Annotated in this window: 19 protein-coding genes; 9 read left to right on the top strand and 10 right to left on the bottom strand. The window is 58.0% G+C overall.

All coding sequences use genetic code 11. From position 1 onward, the window contains the following. Window positions 1-2 precede the first annotated feature (2 nt). The 5 genes from AB8A38_RS17320 to AB8A38_RS17300 form a co-directional block, all read right to left on the bottom strand. On the bottom strand, window positions 3-461 hold the full coding sequence (locus tag AB8A38_RS17320) for a MaoC family dehydratase (RefSeq protein WP_315840251.1): 459 nt from the start codon (window positions 459-461) through the stop codon (window positions 3-5). Between the two features lie 22 nt (window positions 462-483). Continuing rightward, complete coding sequence (locus AB8A38_RS17315) at window positions 484-1,134, bottom strand: 3-oxoacid CoA-transferase subunit B (protein WP_439086813.1); 651 nt, start codon at window positions 1,132-1,134, stop codon at window positions 484-486. A 3-nt stretch (window positions 1,135-1,137) separates the two neighbouring features. Then, window positions 1,138-1,785, bottom strand: a complete 648-nt coding sequence (locus AB8A38_RS17310) for a CoA transferase subunit A (RefSeq protein ID WP_439086812.1) — start codon at window positions 1,783-1,785, stop codon at window positions 1,138-1,140. 85 nt (window positions 1,786-1,870) lie between these two features. Further along, window positions 1,871-2,485, bottom strand: coding sequence for a hypothetical protein (locus tag AB8A38_RS17305; RefSeq protein ID WP_439086811.1), 615 nt, complete (start codon window positions 2,483-2,485; stop codon window positions 1,871-1,873). After that, window positions 2,482-3,408, bottom strand: coding sequence for an alpha/beta fold hydrolase (locus AB8A38_RS17300; RefSeq protein ID WP_439086810.1), 927 nt, complete (start codon window positions 3,406-3,408; stop codon window positions 2,482-2,484). The genes AB8A38_RS17305 and AB8A38_RS17300 overlap by 4 nt, the downstream gene beginning before the upstream one ends. A 131-nt stretch (window positions 3,409-3,539) precedes the next feature. Between AB8A38_RS17300 and AB8A38_RS17295 the strand changes: the two genes are divergently transcribed. From AB8A38_RS17295 to AB8A38_RS17285, 3 genes are read left to right on the top strand one after another with little or no spacing between them, the layout of a single operon-like run. Next, complete coding sequence (locus AB8A38_RS17295; protein ID WP_439086809.1) at window positions 3,540-6,047, top strand: alpha/beta hydrolase; 2,508 nt, start codon at window positions 3,540-3,542, stop codon at window positions 6,045-6,047. Between the two features lie 9 nt (window positions 6,048-6,056). After that, entirely contained in the window at window positions 6,057-6,917 is an 861-nt protein-coding gene (locus tag AB8A38_RS17290; protein WP_439086807.1) for an alpha/beta fold hydrolase, read from the top strand. Window positions 6,918-6,946: 29 nt separating this feature from the next. After that, window positions 6,947-7,405 carry a potassium channel family protein gene (locus tag AB8A38_RS17285; RefSeq protein WP_439086806.1) on the top strand — a complete coding sequence of 153 codons (459 nt, stop codon included), beginning with the start codon at window positions 6,947-6,949 and terminating at the stop codon, window positions 7,403-7,405. Here AB8A38_RS17285 and AB8A38_RS17280 read toward each other — a convergent pair. After that, entirely contained in the window at window positions 7,383-8,066 is a 684-nt protein-coding gene (locus AB8A38_RS17280) for a helix-turn-helix domain-containing protein (RefSeq protein ID WP_439086805.1), read from the bottom strand. The genes AB8A38_RS17285 and AB8A38_RS17280 overlap by 23 nt on opposite strands. 355 nt (window positions 8,067-8,421) lie before the next feature. Here AB8A38_RS17280 and AB8A38_RS17275 point away from each other — a divergent pair, with 355 nt between their 5' ends. Continuing rightward, on the top strand, window positions 8,422-9,033 hold the full coding sequence (locus AB8A38_RS17275) for a response regulator transcription factor (RefSeq protein WP_315840259.1): 612 nt from the start codon (window positions 8,422-8,424) through the stop codon (window positions 9,031-9,033). 41 nt (window positions 9,034-9,074) lie between these two features. On the opposite strand, the gene AB8A38_RS17270 is transcribed toward AB8A38_RS17275, so the two are convergent. Together AB8A38_RS17270 and AB8A38_RS17265 are read right to left on the bottom strand one after the other, a co-directional pair. Further along, window positions 9,075-9,692 carry an invasion associated locus B family protein gene (locus AB8A38_RS17270; protein WP_439086804.1) on the bottom strand — a complete coding sequence of 206 codons (618 nt, stop codon included), beginning with the start codon at window positions 9,690-9,692 and terminating at the stop codon, window positions 9,075-9,077. Between the two features lie 24 nt (window positions 9,693-9,716). Then, window positions 9,717-10,601 (bottom strand): alpha/beta hydrolase family protein, encoded by an 885-nt coding sequence (locus tag AB8A38_RS17265; RefSeq protein WP_439086802.1) that lies wholly within the window; start codon window positions 10,599-10,601, stop codon window positions 9,717-9,719. A 107-nt stretch (window positions 10,602-10,708) separates the two neighbouring features. Here AB8A38_RS17265 and AB8A38_RS17260 point away from each other — a divergent pair, with 107 nt between their 5' ends. From AB8A38_RS17260 to AB8A38_RS17250, 3 genes are all read left to right on the top strand, one after another. Continuing rightward, on the top strand, window positions 10,709-11,401 hold the full coding sequence (locus AB8A38_RS17260; protein ID WP_439086801.1) for a YoaK family protein: 693 nt from the start codon (window positions 10,709-10,711) through the stop codon (window positions 11,399-11,401). 21 nt (window positions 11,402-11,422) lie between these two features. Beyond that, window positions 11,423-13,087, top strand: coding sequence for a SulP family inorganic anion transporter (locus tag AB8A38_RS17255; protein WP_439086800.1), 1,665 nt, complete (start codon window positions 11,423-11,425; stop codon window positions 13,085-13,087). Window positions 13,088-13,318: 231 nt separating this feature from the next. Next, on the top strand, window positions 13,319-13,762 hold the full coding sequence (locus AB8A38_RS17250) for a hypothetical protein (protein WP_315840264.1): 444 nt from the start codon (window positions 13,319-13,321) through the stop codon (window positions 13,760-13,762). Between the two features lie 42 nt (window positions 13,763-13,804). On the opposite strand, the gene ppk2 is transcribed toward AB8A38_RS17250, so the two are convergent. Together ppk2 and AB8A38_RS17240 are read right to left on the bottom strand one after the other, a co-directional pair. Next, on the bottom strand, window positions 13,805-14,605 hold the full coding sequence (ppk2, locus tag AB8A38_RS17245) for a polyphosphate kinase 2 (RefSeq protein ID WP_315840265.1): 801 nt from the start codon (window positions 14,603-14,605) through the stop codon (window positions 13,805-13,807). Between the two features lie 36 nt (window positions 14,606-14,641). Next, complete coding sequence (locus AB8A38_RS17240; protein ID WP_439086798.1) at window positions 14,642-15,097, bottom strand: hypothetical protein; 456 nt, start codon at window positions 15,095-15,097, stop codon at window positions 14,642-14,644. A gap of 157 nt (window positions 15,098-15,254) precedes the next feature. Between AB8A38_RS17240 and AB8A38_RS17235 the strand changes: the two genes are divergently transcribed. Both AB8A38_RS17235 and AB8A38_RS17230 read left to right on the top strand, forming a co-directional pair. Beyond that, entirely contained in the window at window positions 15,255-15,701 is a 447-nt protein-coding gene (locus AB8A38_RS17235; protein WP_439086797.1) for a hypothetical protein, read from the top strand. Then, a complete protein-coding gene (locus AB8A38_RS17230) occupies window positions 15,694-16,926 on the top strand; it encodes an HlyD family secretion protein (RefSeq protein WP_439086796.1) in 1,233 nt (410 codons plus the stop codon). The genes AB8A38_RS17235 and AB8A38_RS17230 overlap by 8 nt, the downstream gene beginning before the upstream one ends. The last annotated feature ends 5 nt before the right edge of the window (window positions 16,927-16,931 follow it).

Here is a 16,931-nt window from a genome sequence, read left to right as displayed (position 1 = left end):
CTTCAACTGAAGTGCAGGCCGATCACTTCCGCAACGCAGGCCGGGCGCTTGCCACCCTCGATCTCGATCGTCACCCGATAGTGGGTGCGCAAGCCGTTGGGTGGCACTTCCTCGGCTTCCGCAATGCTGACGCGTCCACGCAACCTTGAACCGGCCGGCACGGGGGAGAGATAGCGAACGCGATCCGCGCCGTAGTTCAGCGTGTTCTTCAAGCCCTTCAAACCCATCACCGAGCGGATGAACATCGGCGTCAAGCTCAATGACAGCAGGCCGTGAGCGATGGTCTTGCCGCCTGGCATCTCTGCCTCCGCGCGCTCCTGGTCGACATGAATCCATTGTTCGTCGCAGGTCGCTTCCGCGAATGTGTTAATGCGATCCTGTGTCACCTCGATCCAGTCGCTGACGCCGATCTCCGTACCTACGGCGGCTTTTAGCTCATCGAACCCGTTGAAAATTCGCATCGCGATTCGTTCCTGTGCACGGTTACAGCTTCATTTCCGGGACATTGTCTGGAACAATGATCTCGGCCTCGGTCACTGCCATCACCTCGGCGATGCTGACGCCGGGCGCCGTCTCCAGCAAAGTTGCATTGCCGCCGGGAAACGCGATGACTGCCATATCGGTGACGACGAGATCGATCGGCCGCGCCGATGTTAGCGGCAGGTTGCACCTCGCGACGATCTTGGACTTTCCTTTGGCCGCATGCTGCATGGCGACGATGACGCGCTTGGCGCCGCTGACGAGATCCATGGCGCCGCCCATCCCTGGCACCATCTTGCCAGGGATCATCCAGTTGGCGAGGCGCCCGCCGGCATCGACCTGCAGACCGCCGAGCACGGTGAGATCAACATGACCGCCTCGGATCAAGCCGAACGACATCGCGCTGTCGAAGGTGGCGGCGCCGGGCAGGGCGCTGATCGGCTTGCCGCCGGCATCAGTCAGCAGAGGATGGGCCATGCCTTGCTCCGGGATGGGACCGGTGCCGATCAGGCCGTTCTCGGACTGAAAGTAAACGTGCAGGCCCGCTGGCACGTAATTCGCCACCAGTGTCGGAATGCCGATGCCGAGATTGACGAGGTTGCCGGGTCGAAGCTCCTGCGCCACGCGGCGGGCGATGATGGTTTGCGCATCCATGGATCACCCGTTCGCAACGAGATAATCGACCAGGGGGCCGGGGGTCATGACGTGGTCGGGCGCAATGACGCCAACCGGAACGATATGTTCGGCGGTGACGATCACAGTATCTGCAGCCATCGCCATGACCGGATTGAAGTTGCGTGCCGTGAGGGCGTAAGACAGGTTGCCGGCATAGTCGGCGAGAAATGCCTGCACGAGTGCAAAATCCGCGCGGAGGGCGGTTTCCAGCAGATATGTCTTCCCGCCGACCTCGATCCTCTGCTTGCCTTCTTCGACAAGCGTACCGACGCCGGTTGGTGTGAGTACGCCGCCAAGCCCACAGCCGCCAGCGCGAATGCGCTCGACGAAAGTGCCCTGCGGGATGAGATCGACGGTGATCTGCTTGCCCAGCATTTGTTGCTGGGCTTTCGGATTGAGCCCAATATGGGTCCCGATCATGTGGGTCACGTGTGCGCCGTCAAACAGCTTTCCAACGCCTTTTCCAGGTGTGGCCGCGTCATTGCTGATGAGAGAAAGATTCGATTTCCTCTGCCGTACCAGCTCGTCGAGAAGGCGCTCAGGCGTGCCGACACCCATGAACCCGCCGACCATGATGCTTGCACCGGCCGGGATCACCGCAATGGCTTCTTCCAGGGAAACGGCCTTCATGAGGAGGCTCCGGTCGACAGGCGATCAAGAGAAGGCGACCATGACGAAGTGTTGGTCCATCAACCCGGCGCTCCTTTGATCTGCGTCAAGACTTCTGATCATTTCCTTCACGAATGGAAATGCCAACGCTCTTGAGGGCATTCGCCCATAGCTCGCGAACCTGGGTATGTCGCTGTTCGAGGGCGACGCTCACGGGATCGCGAAAGGGCGCAAGGTTCGGGCCTTTCAAAAGAAGAATCTGCGCCTGCAGCAAGCGGCCGCTTTCAAGTTCAATACGGCGCAGCGCCGTGACGAACGGATCATGCGCGTTGGCATCGACCGGCAGGAGGGCCGCCGGGCGGATGCCAGCATGTATGGCATGTGCGCGGGCGGCGAGATCACCCGCCAGCGCCAGGGGTGGATCGGGAATGCCTTCGATCGGCTTTGGCAGCCACGTTGTTTCCCAGGATCCCACCAGATAGCTCAGGGCAAGATCGGGAGTCCACGATGTCGCACGCAGCAACAGGGAAACGATCTCGGTTTCGCGATAAAACTGCGCGTTCAATTCGGTTTGCCAGGCGGAGTCCAGCTTGAGCGGCAAGGCAAACGCGAACTGCCGCGCCAGCGCGCCATGGGCCGAGACCAGGAATGCGGCCACGCGCGTCTGCTGATGCGCGGGCACGCAGCCATTGGTATCGAGTGGCCCGAAGAACCCGCTCATCGCATCGTTCCCTGCACCGGAATTGCACGCAGATGGTCGTAGCCGGCGGGAAACGGCATAATCTCGCCACCGGCTTCCTCCGGCGCAACATAGACAGACTTTTTGCCTTGCCAGCGACCTGCCAGCACATCCTCCGCAAAGCGTGCGAGCAGGTCGGCGGTGAGTGCTGGCTTCTCGAGCGTGAAGGCGTGATAAGCGCGCGGAATGATCGTGAGCGAGCTATCGGGAATGTGGATACGCAGGGTTTCGTGAAGCGCGCGTGGCGTCAGGAAGTCGAATTCGCCATTGAGGATCATCGTGGGCACGCCGATCTGAGGCAATTGCGACGTGAGCGGCTGGAAATCGAGGAAGGACTCCATCAGATTCTGCAGCGCGTAGACGTCATTGATCAGCCAGCCCTGCCGCTTGACCTTGTCGAGCGTTTCGAGAACCGGCTGCAGCCATTGGTCGCTGACATTCATGGGCAGCAGCAAGTCCTGAAGATAGCTTGTGCCGCCAAGAATCAATCCGGTGCGCAGGGCATTGCCAAGTAGATAGAGTTGAGGCGGGAGCTCCGCAAAACAGCTCATTGGCACGAGGCCGGCGAGCCGCTGGCTGTGTTCGATGGCATAGCGTAGTGCGATGAGACCGCCGAAGCTGATACCTCCGAGAAAAACGGGGCCCTTACCCAGTTCTTCGATCAGAAGGTGGAGTGCAGCGACGTGATCGTCCTGACGGATGAAAAGCGCGGGCTTATCGGACGCACCCTGGCCAAGCAGATCGAACGTCGCAACGCGGAATCGTCTTGCGACCAGCGCGTCGCGATAGGCAGTCCATAGTTCGGTGTATTGGGTCAGCCCGTTGACCAGAACATAGACCGGCGCGTCCTCCGGGCCGTCGAGTTCATAACGTATCCGATACAAACCATACTTCAGGAACGGCATTGCGCTGACCGATTGGCGATTTGATCGCCGCGATACTCAACTTCCGAAAGTCGATTCCATTGAGCTAGATCAAGCCTTTCCGGAGGGTCTCGCCGAACACTTTCGCGCAAAGCAATTGGGAGGACACCGTCATGACCGGGGCAGATGCCATGAAACGTTGTGCTGTCAGCCTGATCATTTTGCTGCTCGGCGCAACGATAGCTGCCGCACAGCCCTTCACGCGTCGCTCGTCGCAAGTCCAGCATGATGGATTGAAGAAATATTACGAGATATCAAACTTCCGGCTGGGCGGTAAGTATGACCTCAACGACCCCGCCAAGTGGGAAGACGGCGGCGAGGGCGGTGTCACGCTGGAGTCGCTCGGTGGTGGTAAGCTACGCACGGCCTATGTCGCAGTCGGAAACCCGCGCCGCAATGCCGCCGGTGAGATCACCAATGCGGTGGTCATAAATTCCTACTATTCCGGCGACTCTACCGACATGTATGAGCAATGGGTCAAGGGCGCCGCGCTATCAGGCGGCGTGCCTATCATTGGTCCCGGACGACCGATCGATACCGACCGTTACTATGTCATTATGGTCGATCCGTTGGGCACTTGGGGCGCCAGCAAACCTTCGGACGGCCTTGGTATCAAATTTCCGCAGTACAGCTACTTTGACATGGTGCAGGCCAACTATCGGATGTTGCGCGATCATTTGAAGGTCGTGCGCGTGGCGCTGGTCGCCGGCGTCTCGATGGGGGGCACGCAGACTTATGTTTGGGGCGTGCTGCATCCCGAATATATCGGTGCGCTGATGCCGATTGGCGGTACGACGCAGTCTGACGCCGGGGATCCAGTCGGCAACTGGACGTTCCAGCTCATGACGGCCGCTATCCAGTCCGACCCGGTCTGGCAATCGACCAAGGGCGATTACTATAAGCTACCGAAGGAGAAACACCCGCTGCCGGGCATGGCCTTCGGCTGGTCGGTTCTTGGTCTGACCGGCTATGATTTCGGCTACAGGACAAACCAGAGTTTCGCGTCGGTTCAGCCTGAAGTTTTCTACTGGGACCCGCCGAATGAGAAAGCCGGTCTCAACGTGAATAACCGCTCTAAACTATATGATGCGGTGGATCTGGTCTGGCGCAACCGTGTCGGCGAAACCTACAATATCAATGAGAACCTCGGGCGCATTCAGGCTCGCACGTTGGTGATGCATATCACCAACGACCTCTGGCTGAATTTCAAGCTTGCCCAGCGCGCCGTCGATCGCGTTCCGGGCGCAGACCTTATCTCCGAGGAGAGCCCGGTTGCTCACTACGGTGTGTTTCCGATCATCAACAATCGCAAGAACGATCCGAAATTCGTCGCGTTCATGGACGACGTGGCGAGCCTCGACCGGGCGCAGCAGTTCGTCGACAAGAATTATCGTATCCCTCGGGTTGCCGAAAATATCGACAAAACAAAATCGTTCTGGAAGGACTACGTGATCTATCCCTATCCGGTCAAATATGCGACCGCGAAGGACAAGCGTGGGACGTCCTGGCAGATCGGCTACATGGACGAATATGCCGGGACGGACAGGGATCCGAAGGTGCTTGTCGTCATTCACGGCAAGGGCGCTTTCGGCGGGCACTACGGCAATATCATGCAATATGCCTTGCGCAGTGGCGTGCGCGTGATCGTGCCCGATTTGCCTCATTATGGCATGTCCGGGCCCGGCAATCTCGACAAGAGCCCGGCGCGCACCATGCAGGATATGCGCGAGGTGATCTATGATCTCGTCGTCAACCAGCTCAACGTCAAGAAGGCGCACTACCTTGGCCACTCTCTCGGTGGTCAGTTCGTGATGGGCTACGCCCTGACCTGGCCGGATGCGGTGCAGGGTCTTGCGCTCGAAGCGCCGTCCGGTCTTGAGGAATATCCGCGCGACGTCACGATCGCCAAGGATAAGAAGGCGCGTCTGTTCGACGAAGCCTTCGGCCGTGACTTCGCCAAGTGGAAGCAGGCATGGGATCAGACCGGGATCCTGGCCGCAGAGATTGCCCGGCCAGAGGAGGGCATCCGCGACTTCTTCTATTTCAAGAAGCGCGACCCGGAGACCGGGGCCGTGTCAGCCGCGAAGAGCGGTTACTTCTTCAGCGACAGTGAATATGCCCGCTTGCATACCGAGCAGCGGGTCGGGTTGACCAAGGGTAATCCGAAGGAGCTCGAGCAATGGTGCAACGTTTTCATCTTCGATATCTACACCATCGGGGCTGAGCTGCAGCAGGATGACCCGAAGAACCTCTACGAACGGCTAAGCGAGATCAAGGCGCCGATCTTCCTGGCCTTTGGCGACAAGGAGCCGTTCATCCCGACGCCTGCCTTCAACGGGCTGACCGATCTTGGACGCGATGTGATCACACCGTTCATGTCGCGTATGACCAATGCCGGCAACCGGCCGATGCTCAAGATCTATCCGGAGACCGGACACTTCATCCACACAGATAACCCCGTTGAATATTCCGCCGACGTGGTGGACTTCGTGACGAAGGGAAAGGTCGATACGAGTTCGCCGCTCGGGACCGATCGCATGATCAGGGGCGCCGTTGCATCGGTGCTCCCGGTGGCGCCGACACCGCCCGGTGCGGCCCCGACCGCCGGCCTGAACAAATAGGTCCGCCCTATGCCCAGGGTGCAGGCGGGTGAGGTTTCACTGGGCTGGCGCGAATGGGGAGCGGGCGACGCAACCGTGGTCTTTATCCACGGCAATCTCGCCAGCAAGGACTGGATTGAGCTCGCCGCGCCTTTGTTTCCGTGCGGACTGCGCGTGATTGGAATCGATTGGCGCGGTTGCGGCGACAGCGACCGGCCGGAGCCTGCGAGCGATTACAGGAACTACTCCATGCAGCAGCACGCCGAGGATATGCTCGCCGCGCTCGATACGCTGCGCATCAAGTTCTGCCATCTTGCAACCCATTCGACTGGTGGCATCATTGCCGCGCGGATGTTGTTGATGCAGCCGGAGCGCTTCGGGCGGATATTTGCTCTCGATCCGGTGACACCGATCGGCATGGCCTTCAACAGTGATCAGCTCAGCCTTTTCCGGGCAATGATGGCGAGCAAGCAACTCACACGCACGGTGATGGCCACCGCAGCGTCCTCGCTATTCCTGCCGGAGAGCATGGCACCCAACGCGATCCCACGGTTCCGCGAGGGGACCGGTGAAATCCCGGCGCTGTTCGACCGGATCGTCGAGCAGACATTTGGTGTGTCTGAAGGCATCTGGATCGGGACGCCCGTCAATCTCAACCGGGAGAAGGACAGCGGAGAGCTGGAGCGCCGGATGCCGGAAATCCGGCACGCGCATCTGGTGCTCTGGGGCGAACGCGACGGGTGGATTCCATTGCCCGATCTACGGACCATGGCAGCGACAATGCCGGATTGCCGGCTCGTCGTCGTGCCAGGGATCGGACATTCGATGAATCTGGAGGTGCCGGCGCTATATGCCGGTTACTTCGGCGCCTGGTTCGGTGCTCTCCAATAGCGGCGGGCTTATCGTAGATTGGTAGAGTTATGGCGGTTCAGTTTTTTGTCGGCTCGATCGTAACCGTGATCACGATCATGATCCACGCGCTGGTGACTGTTGGCGCCGTGGGCATCGCGCGCAAAGCCGGGTTGCGGCACACCGTGCGACCGAAATTTCACCTGATGGCCGTGATGGTCGAGGTAGCAGCTGTGCTAATGATTGCGCACACGCTGGAAATGCTTGCCTGGGCGTTGGCCTACGCAATAGTGGGTGCAACCCCGGAAGGGAGAGATCTACTTTATTTCGCTTTCGTGAATTACACGACTCTTGGCTACGGCGACATTACACCGGTGCAGGCCTGGCGGCTGATCGGGCCGATGACCGCCATGAACGGCATACTGATGTTTGGCTGGTCAGCGGCAGTCCTGTTCGAAGTGCTGCAAAAGACACTGGATCATCTCGCCAAAATCGGTGCCCGCGGTTTCAGTTTTGAAGATCGAGGCTAGCGAGCCGACTTCGGTCCATGAGCACGATCTGCCGTTGGGTGTTGCCGACAAAGCCAAGGGTGCCGAGTTCATGCAGCCGAGACAATACGCGTGAAACAGTTTCCAGCGTCAGGCCGAGATAATCGGCGATATCGCGGCGCGACATCGGCAGCGCGATAATGCCAGCGGCCGTCAATCGCTTGTCCATTTCAAGCAGGAAGGCGGCGACCCGTTCCAGCGAAGTCTTGCGGCCAAGCAGAAGCATGTGGTCTTCCGCATGTTGCAGGTTACTTGTGGTCATGTTGAGCAGGTTGCGGGCGACCATGGTGTCGCTCTCAGCGACAATCTCCAAACTTTGTCGCTTGATGAGGCGAACGGTGGTGTCGACAATCGCTTCCGCTGTGAACCGGTGCTCACCACCGTTTTCCAACCCGAAAATATCGCCGGCGAGGTGAAATGCGCCGATCTGCCGACGCCCATCGGACAGAAGCTTGTAGCTTCGCACCGCGCCAGATTTTACTTGGTAGACGTATTCTGCAGGCTCCTTCTCGCCGTAGATTTCAGAGCGCTTCTTATACGTGAATTCGTTCAGACTGACGATGGGATTAGATTCGCTATCCATGCCGAGTTCACGGAGAGAGTTTGGGCGAGGTGTTGAGCTCATTGTCGTGCGAGCAAACATGGTCCACTCCCCACTTTTACTAAATGACTTTCCCTCAATTCTGCACTGCGACAAAAGCACCCTGCTTTTGCCGCTCGCGCTGAAGTAGATTTAAGAATAAGCTGGAACCTGCGACCATTGTCTCAAGGTTCATTGCACCAAAGAACAACATAACGGTGCGTAATATAGTGCCGAGGATGGAAGATGGCGCCTCATCACGACTGCATATTTCGATCTCGGAATGCGTTCGGTCCATCTTCGATATCGTATGAACAGTGACGCATCGATGAGAAGGTCTGGCGCGCTGCGTAAGACGTTCGGCCGGACCAATGCCTTAGCAGCGCTTTTCCGCCATATTGATCGGAGTTCGAGTAAAATGCCGGGCCTCGTTCACGTCGTAGACGACGATGTTTCATATCGAACCGCGATCGAGCGGCGGCTGAAAGTAGCCGGGTATGAAGTAGCCACATACGCATCAGCGACAGAGTTGCTGGATCAATTGCCGTTCACCGTGAGGCCAGGGTGCATTCTGCTCGATATACAGATGCCCGGGTTGAGCGGTCCGGAGTTACAAAGCCAATTGATTGAGCGGGGGTTCAGCATGCCGATCGTGTTCGTCACCGCGCACGTCGATGCGGCAACGATTGTGCAGGCTATCAAGGCTGGTGCGGAAGATTTTTTGACGAAGCCAGTGACGTCGCAGCAGTTGATCGATGCGATCGAGCGGGCACTGCAGCGTTTGGAGGTGGAAAGCGGGCAACGTAGTGAGCTCGCGTCATTTCGCAGCCTCTTGTTATCCCTCACGCCGCGGGAATGGCAGGTGTTCGACTTGATGGTACGGGGTAAAATCAACAAGCAGATCGCCTATGAGCTAGGAACAACCGAGCGCACGATAAAGGCGCATCGCCACCAGGTCATGGAGAAGATGCAGGTCGTTTCATTTGCAGAGCTGGTTTCTGTCGCCGAAAGACTTGGTATGCGCGGATGAAAGAAGTGCCGATCTCTGTCTGATTGCGGATTCCGGTATGTTCATTCGTCGATATCTTGTTCAAATGTTTGCGCCGGAGCGCCGCTGTAGACGCCGGAAAACGGACTGAGCGGTATCGATGTGGTGAGTAACAGGAGGCTCGAATCCGCGAATTGCAGCCGCAGGATTCGCCCCTGATTCATCTCTTTGATCAGTGGGGAAGGGACCTTGGCGCCTGCGACACAGGCGTTTGTCAGGCACCAGGTGTAGGGAAAACGGTAAGGCTTGCCTTGGTCGATTGTGAGTTCGACCGGGTTCGGCAGGTACATTCCGACTGGAGAGAATATCTGTATCCGCCTGGCGGTATCGCCTTCGCGCTCAGTGATGTCGAGCCGGACCGCCATTTGACCGGTCGAAAAGGTTCCGGTGATCGATGTGCGACAAAGGACTTTTGCCCCGCTTGGCTTGAAGCAGACTTTTTTCCAATTCCCAAAAGTAACATCCTTTACGTCACGCTGACCGCGGGTGCGCATTTCCGCCCCCGTCAGGGCGGGGGCCGAGCTCTGTTGAGAAACTGCGGATTGGCTGAATACAATGCTCGCCGATGCAGCGAAAAGCAGTGCCGCGATACGATGCCCTTCATGGCTGCGATGCCGCTCGTTGCGGTGGGATCCTGTCACAGCTGTCCTCCGGCGTCGGCCGCCTTATTTCCGGCTATCCAGGAACTTCGCCACCAGCGGCGACCAGATCGGGATAGCTTCCGGTGAGCCTATGAAGAAATGTCCGTCGTTTCCGAACGGCGGCATCAGATGATATTCGGCTCGGCCACCGGCTGCGGTGAAGGCCGCATGCATGCGCTTGGATAACGCCGGACCGAAGAACGTATCATTCTCGATATAGATCCACAGCATCGGGATCCGTGACGTCCGACCGAAATCTGCCGTAGCCTCGACGAGCCTGTCCGGTGCGCAGTTGTTGTTCGGCTTGCCGTCAACACGGCCACCGCGGCCGGCTGCAAAGGTGATAATCGCTTTGACTTGCGATGGATTGACACTCGATAGAGCGATAGAGGCCCAGCCGCCGGCGGATTGCCCAACGACGATGACATCATTCGGCACGATCTGTTTTTCGGCGGTCAGATAATCGATAATCCAGAGATCGACTTTGGCGACCGCAAGGCCGGCATCGCGGAAATTGGGATTCGTGCATTTGCCGACCTTGGAGAAGAATGGACCGAAGATCCCATGCTCGGGAATGTCGATGGCCGATGCGCCATATCCGCTTCCGACCGGCGCCACCACGAGGTAACCTCGCCTTGCAAACCATTTGGCTGCATCGCGGAATTCGACGAGTGGAAAAAAGCTGCGGTCAGTTGGGTTGAGAGCGACACCGTGGTTCATGATCACGAGCGGAAACGGGCCGGTGCCTACCGGGCGGACCAGGTAAGCAAACATCGGTAATGGTAACGGCAGAACCCAGAGTTCTTCCTGAATCCGCGCAGCATCAGACGTTTCTTCGGCTTGCGTCGACTCCGCGGAGGCGACGAACACAAGAACCGCCATCGCGATGATCCGCTGGATGATATGCATGCTCGCCTTAGCCCTGCATTTTCGTATTGCGAGCTGACCGCAGAAAATTCGGAAACAGTTGATTCAGATCAACCTAAACCGTTGGGGAGCCGGCGTTTGTTGGCTCGATGTGGTTCAATATGTCTGTGGCGCATGTCGGCAATCCGCCGACGCGGCGCGAAGAGAGCCTGCTGGTAGCGCTGCTGCTGGGCTTCGCCGGTGGTTATCTCGATGCCTATACCTGGATTACCCACAGTGTTCTAGCGAACGCTCAAACCGCCAATCTGGTATTCTTGTGGGTGAACGCGATGGTCGGGAAGTGGAAGGAGGCGTTCCACTTCGTACCATCGCTTTTTGCATTCATGGTCGGTGTTGTGCTCGCCGCGTGGCTGCGCCGTGTTGCCGGTAATCGAGCTGGCCCAATCAGCATCCTCGTCGAGATTGCAGTTCTTGTCCTCGTCGGGGTGTTGCACAATCGAGTGCCGGATGTCGCCGGCACGCTGGGCGTCTCTATGGTGGCCGCAATGCAGACGTCGGTTTTCACCAAGGTCGAAGGGGCAAACTACAGTTCGGTGATGATAACGGGAAATCTTCGCCAAGCGATCGACGGCGTATTTACCCTGATGGCGGGGGATTCGCAGGTCGGTCTGTTACGGAAGTCCTGCATCTTCATCGGGGTTTGTGCCACATTCGGTACGGGTGCGGCTGTGGGTGCCCTTATTACGGAGAGGACGCCAGCGGCCACATTGACCATTCCTGTTGCTGCGTTGTTGCTTGTCCTTTTGCGCTGCGGCCGAATCCGCACCGCTGACGCAGGATAGGGTCGACCGAGGGAGGCGGGCATGAATTTGCGATGGATCTTCCCGCCGGCGCAGTGGCTTGTCGGATACCGGGCTGACTGGCTTCGCCACGACACGATCGCGGGCGTCACGCTTGCTGCCTATGCGATCCCGGTATCGCTGGCCTATGCCGCGCTTGCCGGTATGCCGCCACAGGTCGGCATTTACGGCTACATGCTGGGCGGCATTGGTTATGCGTTGCTGGGTTCCTCGCGGCAACTCGCCATCGGCCCCACCTCGGCGATCTCTTTGATGGTCGCCGCTACGGTCGGAGCGCTCGCCGCAGGCGACGCACTTCGCTATATGCAAATTGCGAGTATCGCGGCCTTGGCCGTTACGTGCCTCTGCGTGATTGCCTGGACTTTCCGGCTAAGCATGCTGGTGCGACTCATCAGCGACAGCATTTTGGTCGGCTTTAAGGCTGGCGCCGGCCTGACCATCATCGTGACGCAGTTGCCAAGCCTGTTTGGCGTTGCTGGTGGCGGACGAAATTTCTTTGATCGCGTTGCTACACTTGTTTGGCAACTCGGCGGCATACAGTGGGTCGTGCTTGTGATCGGGCTTGTCGCGATCTTGCTGCTTCAAGGCGAACGTCTATGGCCCGGCAGGCCGGTGGGACTTGCGGTCGTGATCCTCTCGGTCATTGCCGCAACGGTGCTCGGCTTGCCGGCGCTTGGCATTCCCGTTACCGGCGAAATTCCGAAGGGCTTGCCGAGCATTGCCGTGCCGACCTTTGGGTTGCTGGAGTTTGATGAACTGTTTCCTCTCGCTGCCGGCACTATGTTGCTCGCTTATGTGGAAGGCGTTGCAGCTGCACGTAGTTTTGCGGCGAAGCACGGTTACGTCATCGATGTGCGACAGGAGTTTTTGGGTCTGGGCGCGGCAAATATGGCGGTAGCGTTCGGCCACGGCTACCCCGTTGCGGGCGGACTATCCCAATCCGCCGTCAATGATCAGGCCGGCGCGAAGACGCCACTCGCTCTCGTTATCTGTTCGGGCGCGTTGGCCATCTGCCTGCTGTTTCTCACGGAGTTCCTGACCAATTTACCCAAGGCGGTGCTCGCTGCGATCGTGTGCACGGCGGTTTATAGATTGATTGATATAGCTGCCCTCATGCGAATGTGGCGCATCAGCCGGATCGATTTTTATGCGGCAGCGATTGCTCTCGTATCTGTGCTGATGTTAGGAATCCTTCAGGGTATCCTTCTGGCTGCGCTTGCCTCCATTTTCCTGTTACTGGCGCGCGCCTCACAGCCGAACGTAGCAATTCTCGGGCGCCTGCCAGGAACAGGTCGATATGCCGATAGCGCGCGGCACCCTGACGTGGAGCCGATTGCAGGTGTGCTCGCGTTCCGCCCGGAAGCCTCGTTACTCTATATCAATGCGGAAACGGTGATGGAGAACGTGCTGGCAAAGGTTCGGTCATTGCCGGACACCAAGATTGTTGTCTGCGGCCTCTCATCGTCACCCTTCATGGATCTCGCGGGCGTAAAGATGCTTCACGACCTCCATGGCCAGCTTGTCTCTCACGGCATCGCCTTCCAGATCGTCGGGGCTCGTGGCCAGGTCCGCGATGTCTTGCAAGCCGATGGATTCGCGGAAAAGACCGACAGCGCCAACTGGACCCGAAGGATGGATAGTGTGCTTGGCGATCTGAGGCGAGAGTGACCTTGTTGCGCTGCGACGCGGATTGTCGCTCATGAGGTTGCGTTGCGTTGACTTGGATCAACAGACGTTTGTCGGAATGGCGCGAGAACGAGCTGAATTCCTAGACTTCTCGGAAGTATGACGTCTCCACAAGTGACCGGACCAAACCGCCCATTATCGTCAGGGCAATCGAATAGTTCACGATGATCTTGGCTCAATAGTTCAGTCTGACAACAGAGGGAAATGAAAGTCATGCGAAAATTCAGCGTCTATGCAATTGTGGCTACAGTGGTCACTGTGCTTGCTGCGATCACCGGATTCAGTACGCCCTCGCGTGCGGACATGGGTCAAGTTGCCGTTATATTCACCAAGGGCGGCTTCATCGTCGGGATTGGTGGCGGTGAGGGCGTGCTGAGGTATCGCGGAAAACAATATCCATTCACGGTCTCAGGTATGAGCGTCGGTTTTACGATTGGCGCGTCTACCACCAAGCTTGTCGGCCGTGCTATCAATCTGAAGGGGCCGGCTTCGATCGAAGGCTCTTATGCAGTGGTCGGAGCGGGTGGCGCGGTGGCGGCCGGAGCCGGAAGTGTGCAATTGCAGAATGGCAATGGTGTGATCCTGCAGCTTAGCGGCCCCAAAGTTGGCGCCGAAGTATCCGCCGCTGTCGGCGGGGTTACGATACGGCTGAAGTAAGCAAGATTCGAACGGGCCGCGCTGCGCGCGGCTTCGTTTGTTTCAGTACCGATTTTCGACGAATTTCATGCGGCGCAAGCCGGTCTGATCGTTGTAGCGCCCCTTATTGGATCGCTTTGCCAGCTTGATCTTCTTTCGCGCGATCTTCTTGTAAGGGATCGTCTTAAGGATATGCCAGATGATGTTGAGCCGAGCCCGCCGCTTGTCATCGGATCGGACCAGTCGCCATGGCGCATGTTTCGTATCGGTCGCGTTGAACATCATGTCGCGCGCTCGGGAATAGTCATACCAGCGATCGAACGACTCGGTGTCCATCGGGCTTAGCTTCCATTGCCGTAGAGGGTCATCGATGCGCGCCTTGAAGCGTTGTTCCTGCTCCTCCATCCCGACTTCAAGCCATAGCTTGATCAAGATGATGCCAGCATCTACTGCAAATTTCTCAACCAGTGGGCACAATTCCAGGAAGCGCTTGTGTTCGGCCGGGCTGCAGAAGCCCATGACGTATTCGACGCCGGCGCGATTGTACCAGCTGCGGTCGAAGATCACGATCTCTCCGCCTGCTGGGAATTGCTCGATGTAGCGCTGAAGAAACAACTGGGATTTTTGCCGGTCAGACGGGGCTGGCAGGGCACAGACGCGGAAAACCCGCGGACTCACCTTTTCCGTGAGGGCCTTGATGGCGCCGCCCTTGCCAGCGGCATCGCGTCCCTCAAATATGACGATGACCTTCAGATTCTTGGCCTTAACCCATTCCTGCAAATGGCAAAGTTCGACTTGGAGCTTTTCTAGCTCTTTCTCGTAATCCTTGCGCTTTAGGCGCTCCGTTGAGACATCAGCTGACATGTGATAACTCCAAGATCAGCTTGGCGCGAACGACATTCAATCTCCCCAGGAGATTGTAATGGCAATGTCGCCGGGTATACCGCCGGGATAGTCGATGGTCTGGTAACCGATGCGGTAGCCGCGCGGTTGCAAATAGTCGCTCCAGAGCTGGAAGATTTCAGCAGGAATTCCCGTTAAAGTTTTCTCCCACCCCTTTTCTTGCTGATTGATGGCGCGACCCTTGTCGGTACATAGGGAGTTTGGAAAGCGGTAGACCTGGACTTCCGTCAAGCCGTTTCGCACCGCCCGCTGGATGACGGTTGAGGCAAGTTGTATTTTCTCGGCTTCGGTTTTGCCGGACGGTTGACTGAGCCGTTCGATCAGCGCGCGCTTTTCGGCCTCAGCAGCCGCGGTGATGCGGGCATGTTGGTCAGCCGCCTCAGCCTCTTTAAGTGCCGCCTCTTTGCGGATCTGCGTGGCAGTGGGGATGAGATCGTCGATGCTGCGAGACATGATTGAGGGCTCCTGGTGGCTATCGGTTTCAACGCTGCCACAAGGTTAGGTACGGCCGACCGCATTTTATTGATCCAAGTCAAGCAGACCACACCGTGGGAGGGCACGATGCAGAGTGCGGCTGTGGAACGTTGGGCGCGCGGAAGGGAGAGAAGATTTGAGCGGACAGATGCACCCGGCAGCTCCTCATCACGTGCCATTCTTCGTTCCCGGCGCTGATGGAGTGGATACCCTCATGGTGGTGATGGGTTTTTTTCTCGTCGCGACCCTGTTGTGGGTGGGTACGCTGTATTGGAAGCTGCACAGCCTTCCCGAACGCATGGCGCACAAGTCGCACAAGATGCAGTTCGAGATTGTCGGCGTTCTTGGCCTGATCTCGCTATTCACTCACATGCATATCTTCTGGATAGCGGGGTTACTTCTGGCGATGATCGATCTGCCAGACTTTGGCACGCCGATGCGCAGCATTGCCGAATCTGTCGAGCGCATCGCGAACGCCACGGCTGGTGCGCCTTTCGCTGAATCTGAGGTCGAGCCCGTGCTCCGCGGCAAAGCCGGTGATCAGCCTTCCTTGACGGAAGAAAAGGTGCGCGACCATGCTTGAACTCATGATCTGTTCACTGGTGACAATCCTGCCCGATTACCTCTATCGCCGCTACCGACAGGGGAAGCGTTTCGGCAAGGAAATTACGTTCTTCTCCGTCTGGTACGAACTGAGGTGGGGGATCACCGGTTGCCTAATGCTGACGATCGGGCTGATCACGATGATTTTCTATTTTCACCCTTCGACAACGTCGGCGGCCATCTATTTCCGGACGGTACCAATCCTTCCTGAGGCTTCCGGTCGTGTCGCTGAGGTAAATGTCGATTTTACTGCTGAAGTCAAGAAAGGCGACGTCCTGTTTAGGTTGGACAGTTCGAAGCAGGACGCAGCCCTGGAGACCGCCAAGCGAAAGATTGTCGAGGTGGAGGCGTCACTCATTTCGGCGCGCACCGACGTTGCCAAGGCGGATGCTCAGATCGGGGAAGCGAAAGCAGCCCACCAGCAAGCTAAGGACGAGCTCGACGTCAAGACCGAGCTGCAACGTCGAAATCCGGGCATTGTGCCGCAGCGCGATATTGAAAAGCTGCAGGTCCTCGTGGATCAGCGGCAGGCTGGTATCGATGCAGCGACGGCGGCGAGGGAGTCTTCCCAGTTACGTGTTTCCACACTTCTGCCGGCCGAGAGGGCGAGCGCCGAGGCGGCGCAAGCGCAAGCACAGGTGGATGTCGATAAAACCTACGTGCGCGCGGGCGTCGATGGTCGCGTTGAACAATTTCTTCTTCGCGTCGGTGATGTTGTCAACCCGCTTATGCGACCGGCGGGAGTCCTGATTCCTGAAGGCGCGGGTCGGCGCAGCATACAAGCCGGATTTGGCCAGATCGAGGCCCAGGTCATGAGGACTGGTATGATTGCGGAAGCGACATGTATCTCAAAACCTTGGACCATCATTCCGTTGGTCGTCACAGGCGTGCAGGATTTCATCGCTGCCGGCCAGTTCCGGGGAGGCGAGCTTTTGATCGATCCGCAGAACTTGCAAAGGCCCGGCTCGATTCTCGTCTTCCTGGAGCCACTCTACAAAGGAGGTCTTGGAGGAGTTACTCCGGGTAGCGCCTGCGTCGTCAATGCCTACACCAGTAACCATGACGAAATTGCCGACCCAAAGACCGGCGTGTTGAAGGGATTTGCGCTGCATGCAGTCGATGCAACCGGGCTGGTGCATGCGTTGCTGCTTCGGATCCAGGCGTTGTTGTTGCCAATCAAGACGCTTGTTCTGAGCGGTCACTGAGGGGA

Source organism: Tardiphaga sp. 839_C3_N1_4 (genome assembly GCF_051811045.1).
GTDB lineage: Bacteria > Pseudomonadota > Alphaproteobacteria > Rhizobiales > Xanthobacteraceae > Tardiphaga.
The sequence above is the reverse complement of the archived record's forward strand: the minus strand, read 5'-3'. Positions and strand labels throughout refer to the sequence as shown.

What these genes read in the sequence shown, in the direction of transcription:
- AB8A38_RS17260 (WP_439086801.1), top strand. Translation starts at nt 10,709, where the DNA reads ATGTGGTTCAATATGTCTGTGGCGCATGTCGGCAATCCGCCGACGCGG.
- AB8A38_RS17280 (WP_439086805.1), bottom strand. Translation starts at nt 8,066, where the DNA reads ATGTTTGCTCGCACGACAATGAGCTCAACACCTCGCCCAAACTCTCTC.
- AB8A38_RS17250 (WP_315840264.1), top strand. Translation starts at nt 13,319, where the DNA reads ATGCGAAAATTCAGCGTCTATGCAATTGTGGCTACAGTGGTCACTGTG.
- AB8A38_RS17310 (WP_439086812.1), bottom strand. Translation starts at nt 1,785, where the DNA reads ATGAAGGCCGTTTCCCTGGAAGAAGCCATTGCGGTGATCCCGGCCGGT.
- AB8A38_RS17320 (WP_315840251.1), bottom strand. Translation starts at nt 461, where the DNA reads ATGCGAATTTTCAACGGGTTCGATGAGCTAAAAGCCGCCGTAGGTACG.
- AB8A38_RS17285 (WP_439086806.1), top strand. Translation starts at nt 6,947, where the DNA reads ATGGCGGTTCAGTTTTTTGTCGGCTCGATCGTAACCGTGATCACGATC.
- AB8A38_RS17265 (WP_439086802.1), bottom strand. Translation starts at nt 10,601, where the DNA reads ATGCATATCATCCAGCGGATCATCGCGATGGCGGTTCTTGTGTTCGTC.
- AB8A38_RS17295 (WP_439086809.1), top strand. Translation starts at nt 3,540, where the DNA reads ATGACCGGGGCAGATGCCATGAAACGTTGTGCTGTCAGCCTGATCATT.
- AB8A38_RS17230 (WP_439086796.1), top strand. Translation starts at nt 15,694, where the DNA reads ATGCTTGAACTCATGATCTGTTCACTGGTGACAATCCTGCCCGATTAC.
- AB8A38_RS17275 (WP_315840259.1), top strand. Translation starts at nt 8,422, where the DNA reads ATGCCGGGCCTCGTTCACGTCGTAGACGACGATGTTTCATATCGAACC.
- ppk2 (WP_315840265.1), bottom strand. Translation starts at nt 14,605, where the DNA reads ATGTCAGCTGATGTCTCAACGGAGCGCCTAAAGCGCAAGGATTACGAG.
- AB8A38_RS17290 (WP_439086807.1), top strand. Translation starts at nt 6,057, where the DNA reads ATGCCCAGGGTGCAGGCGGGTGAGGTTTCACTGGGCTGGCGCGAATGG.
- AB8A38_RS17305 (WP_439086811.1), bottom strand. Translation starts at nt 2,485, where the DNA reads ATGAGCGGGTTCTTCGGGCCACTCGATACCAATGGCTGCGTGCCCGCG.
- AB8A38_RS17240 (WP_439086798.1), bottom strand. Translation starts at nt 15,097, where the DNA reads ATGTCTCGCAGCATCGACGATCTCATCCCCACTGCCACGCAGATCCGC.
- AB8A38_RS17255 (WP_439086800.1), top strand. Translation starts at nt 11,423, where the DNA reads ATGAATTTGCGATGGATCTTCCCGCCGGCGCAGTGGCTTGTCGGATAC.
- AB8A38_RS17315 (WP_439086813.1), bottom strand. Translation starts at nt 1,134, where the DNA reads ATGGATGCGCAAACCATCATCGCCCGCCGCGTGGCGCAGGAGCTTCGA.
- AB8A38_RS17300 (WP_439086810.1), bottom strand. Translation starts at nt 3,408, where the DNA reads ATGCCGTTCCTGAAGTATGGTTTGTATCGGATACGTTATGAACTCGAC.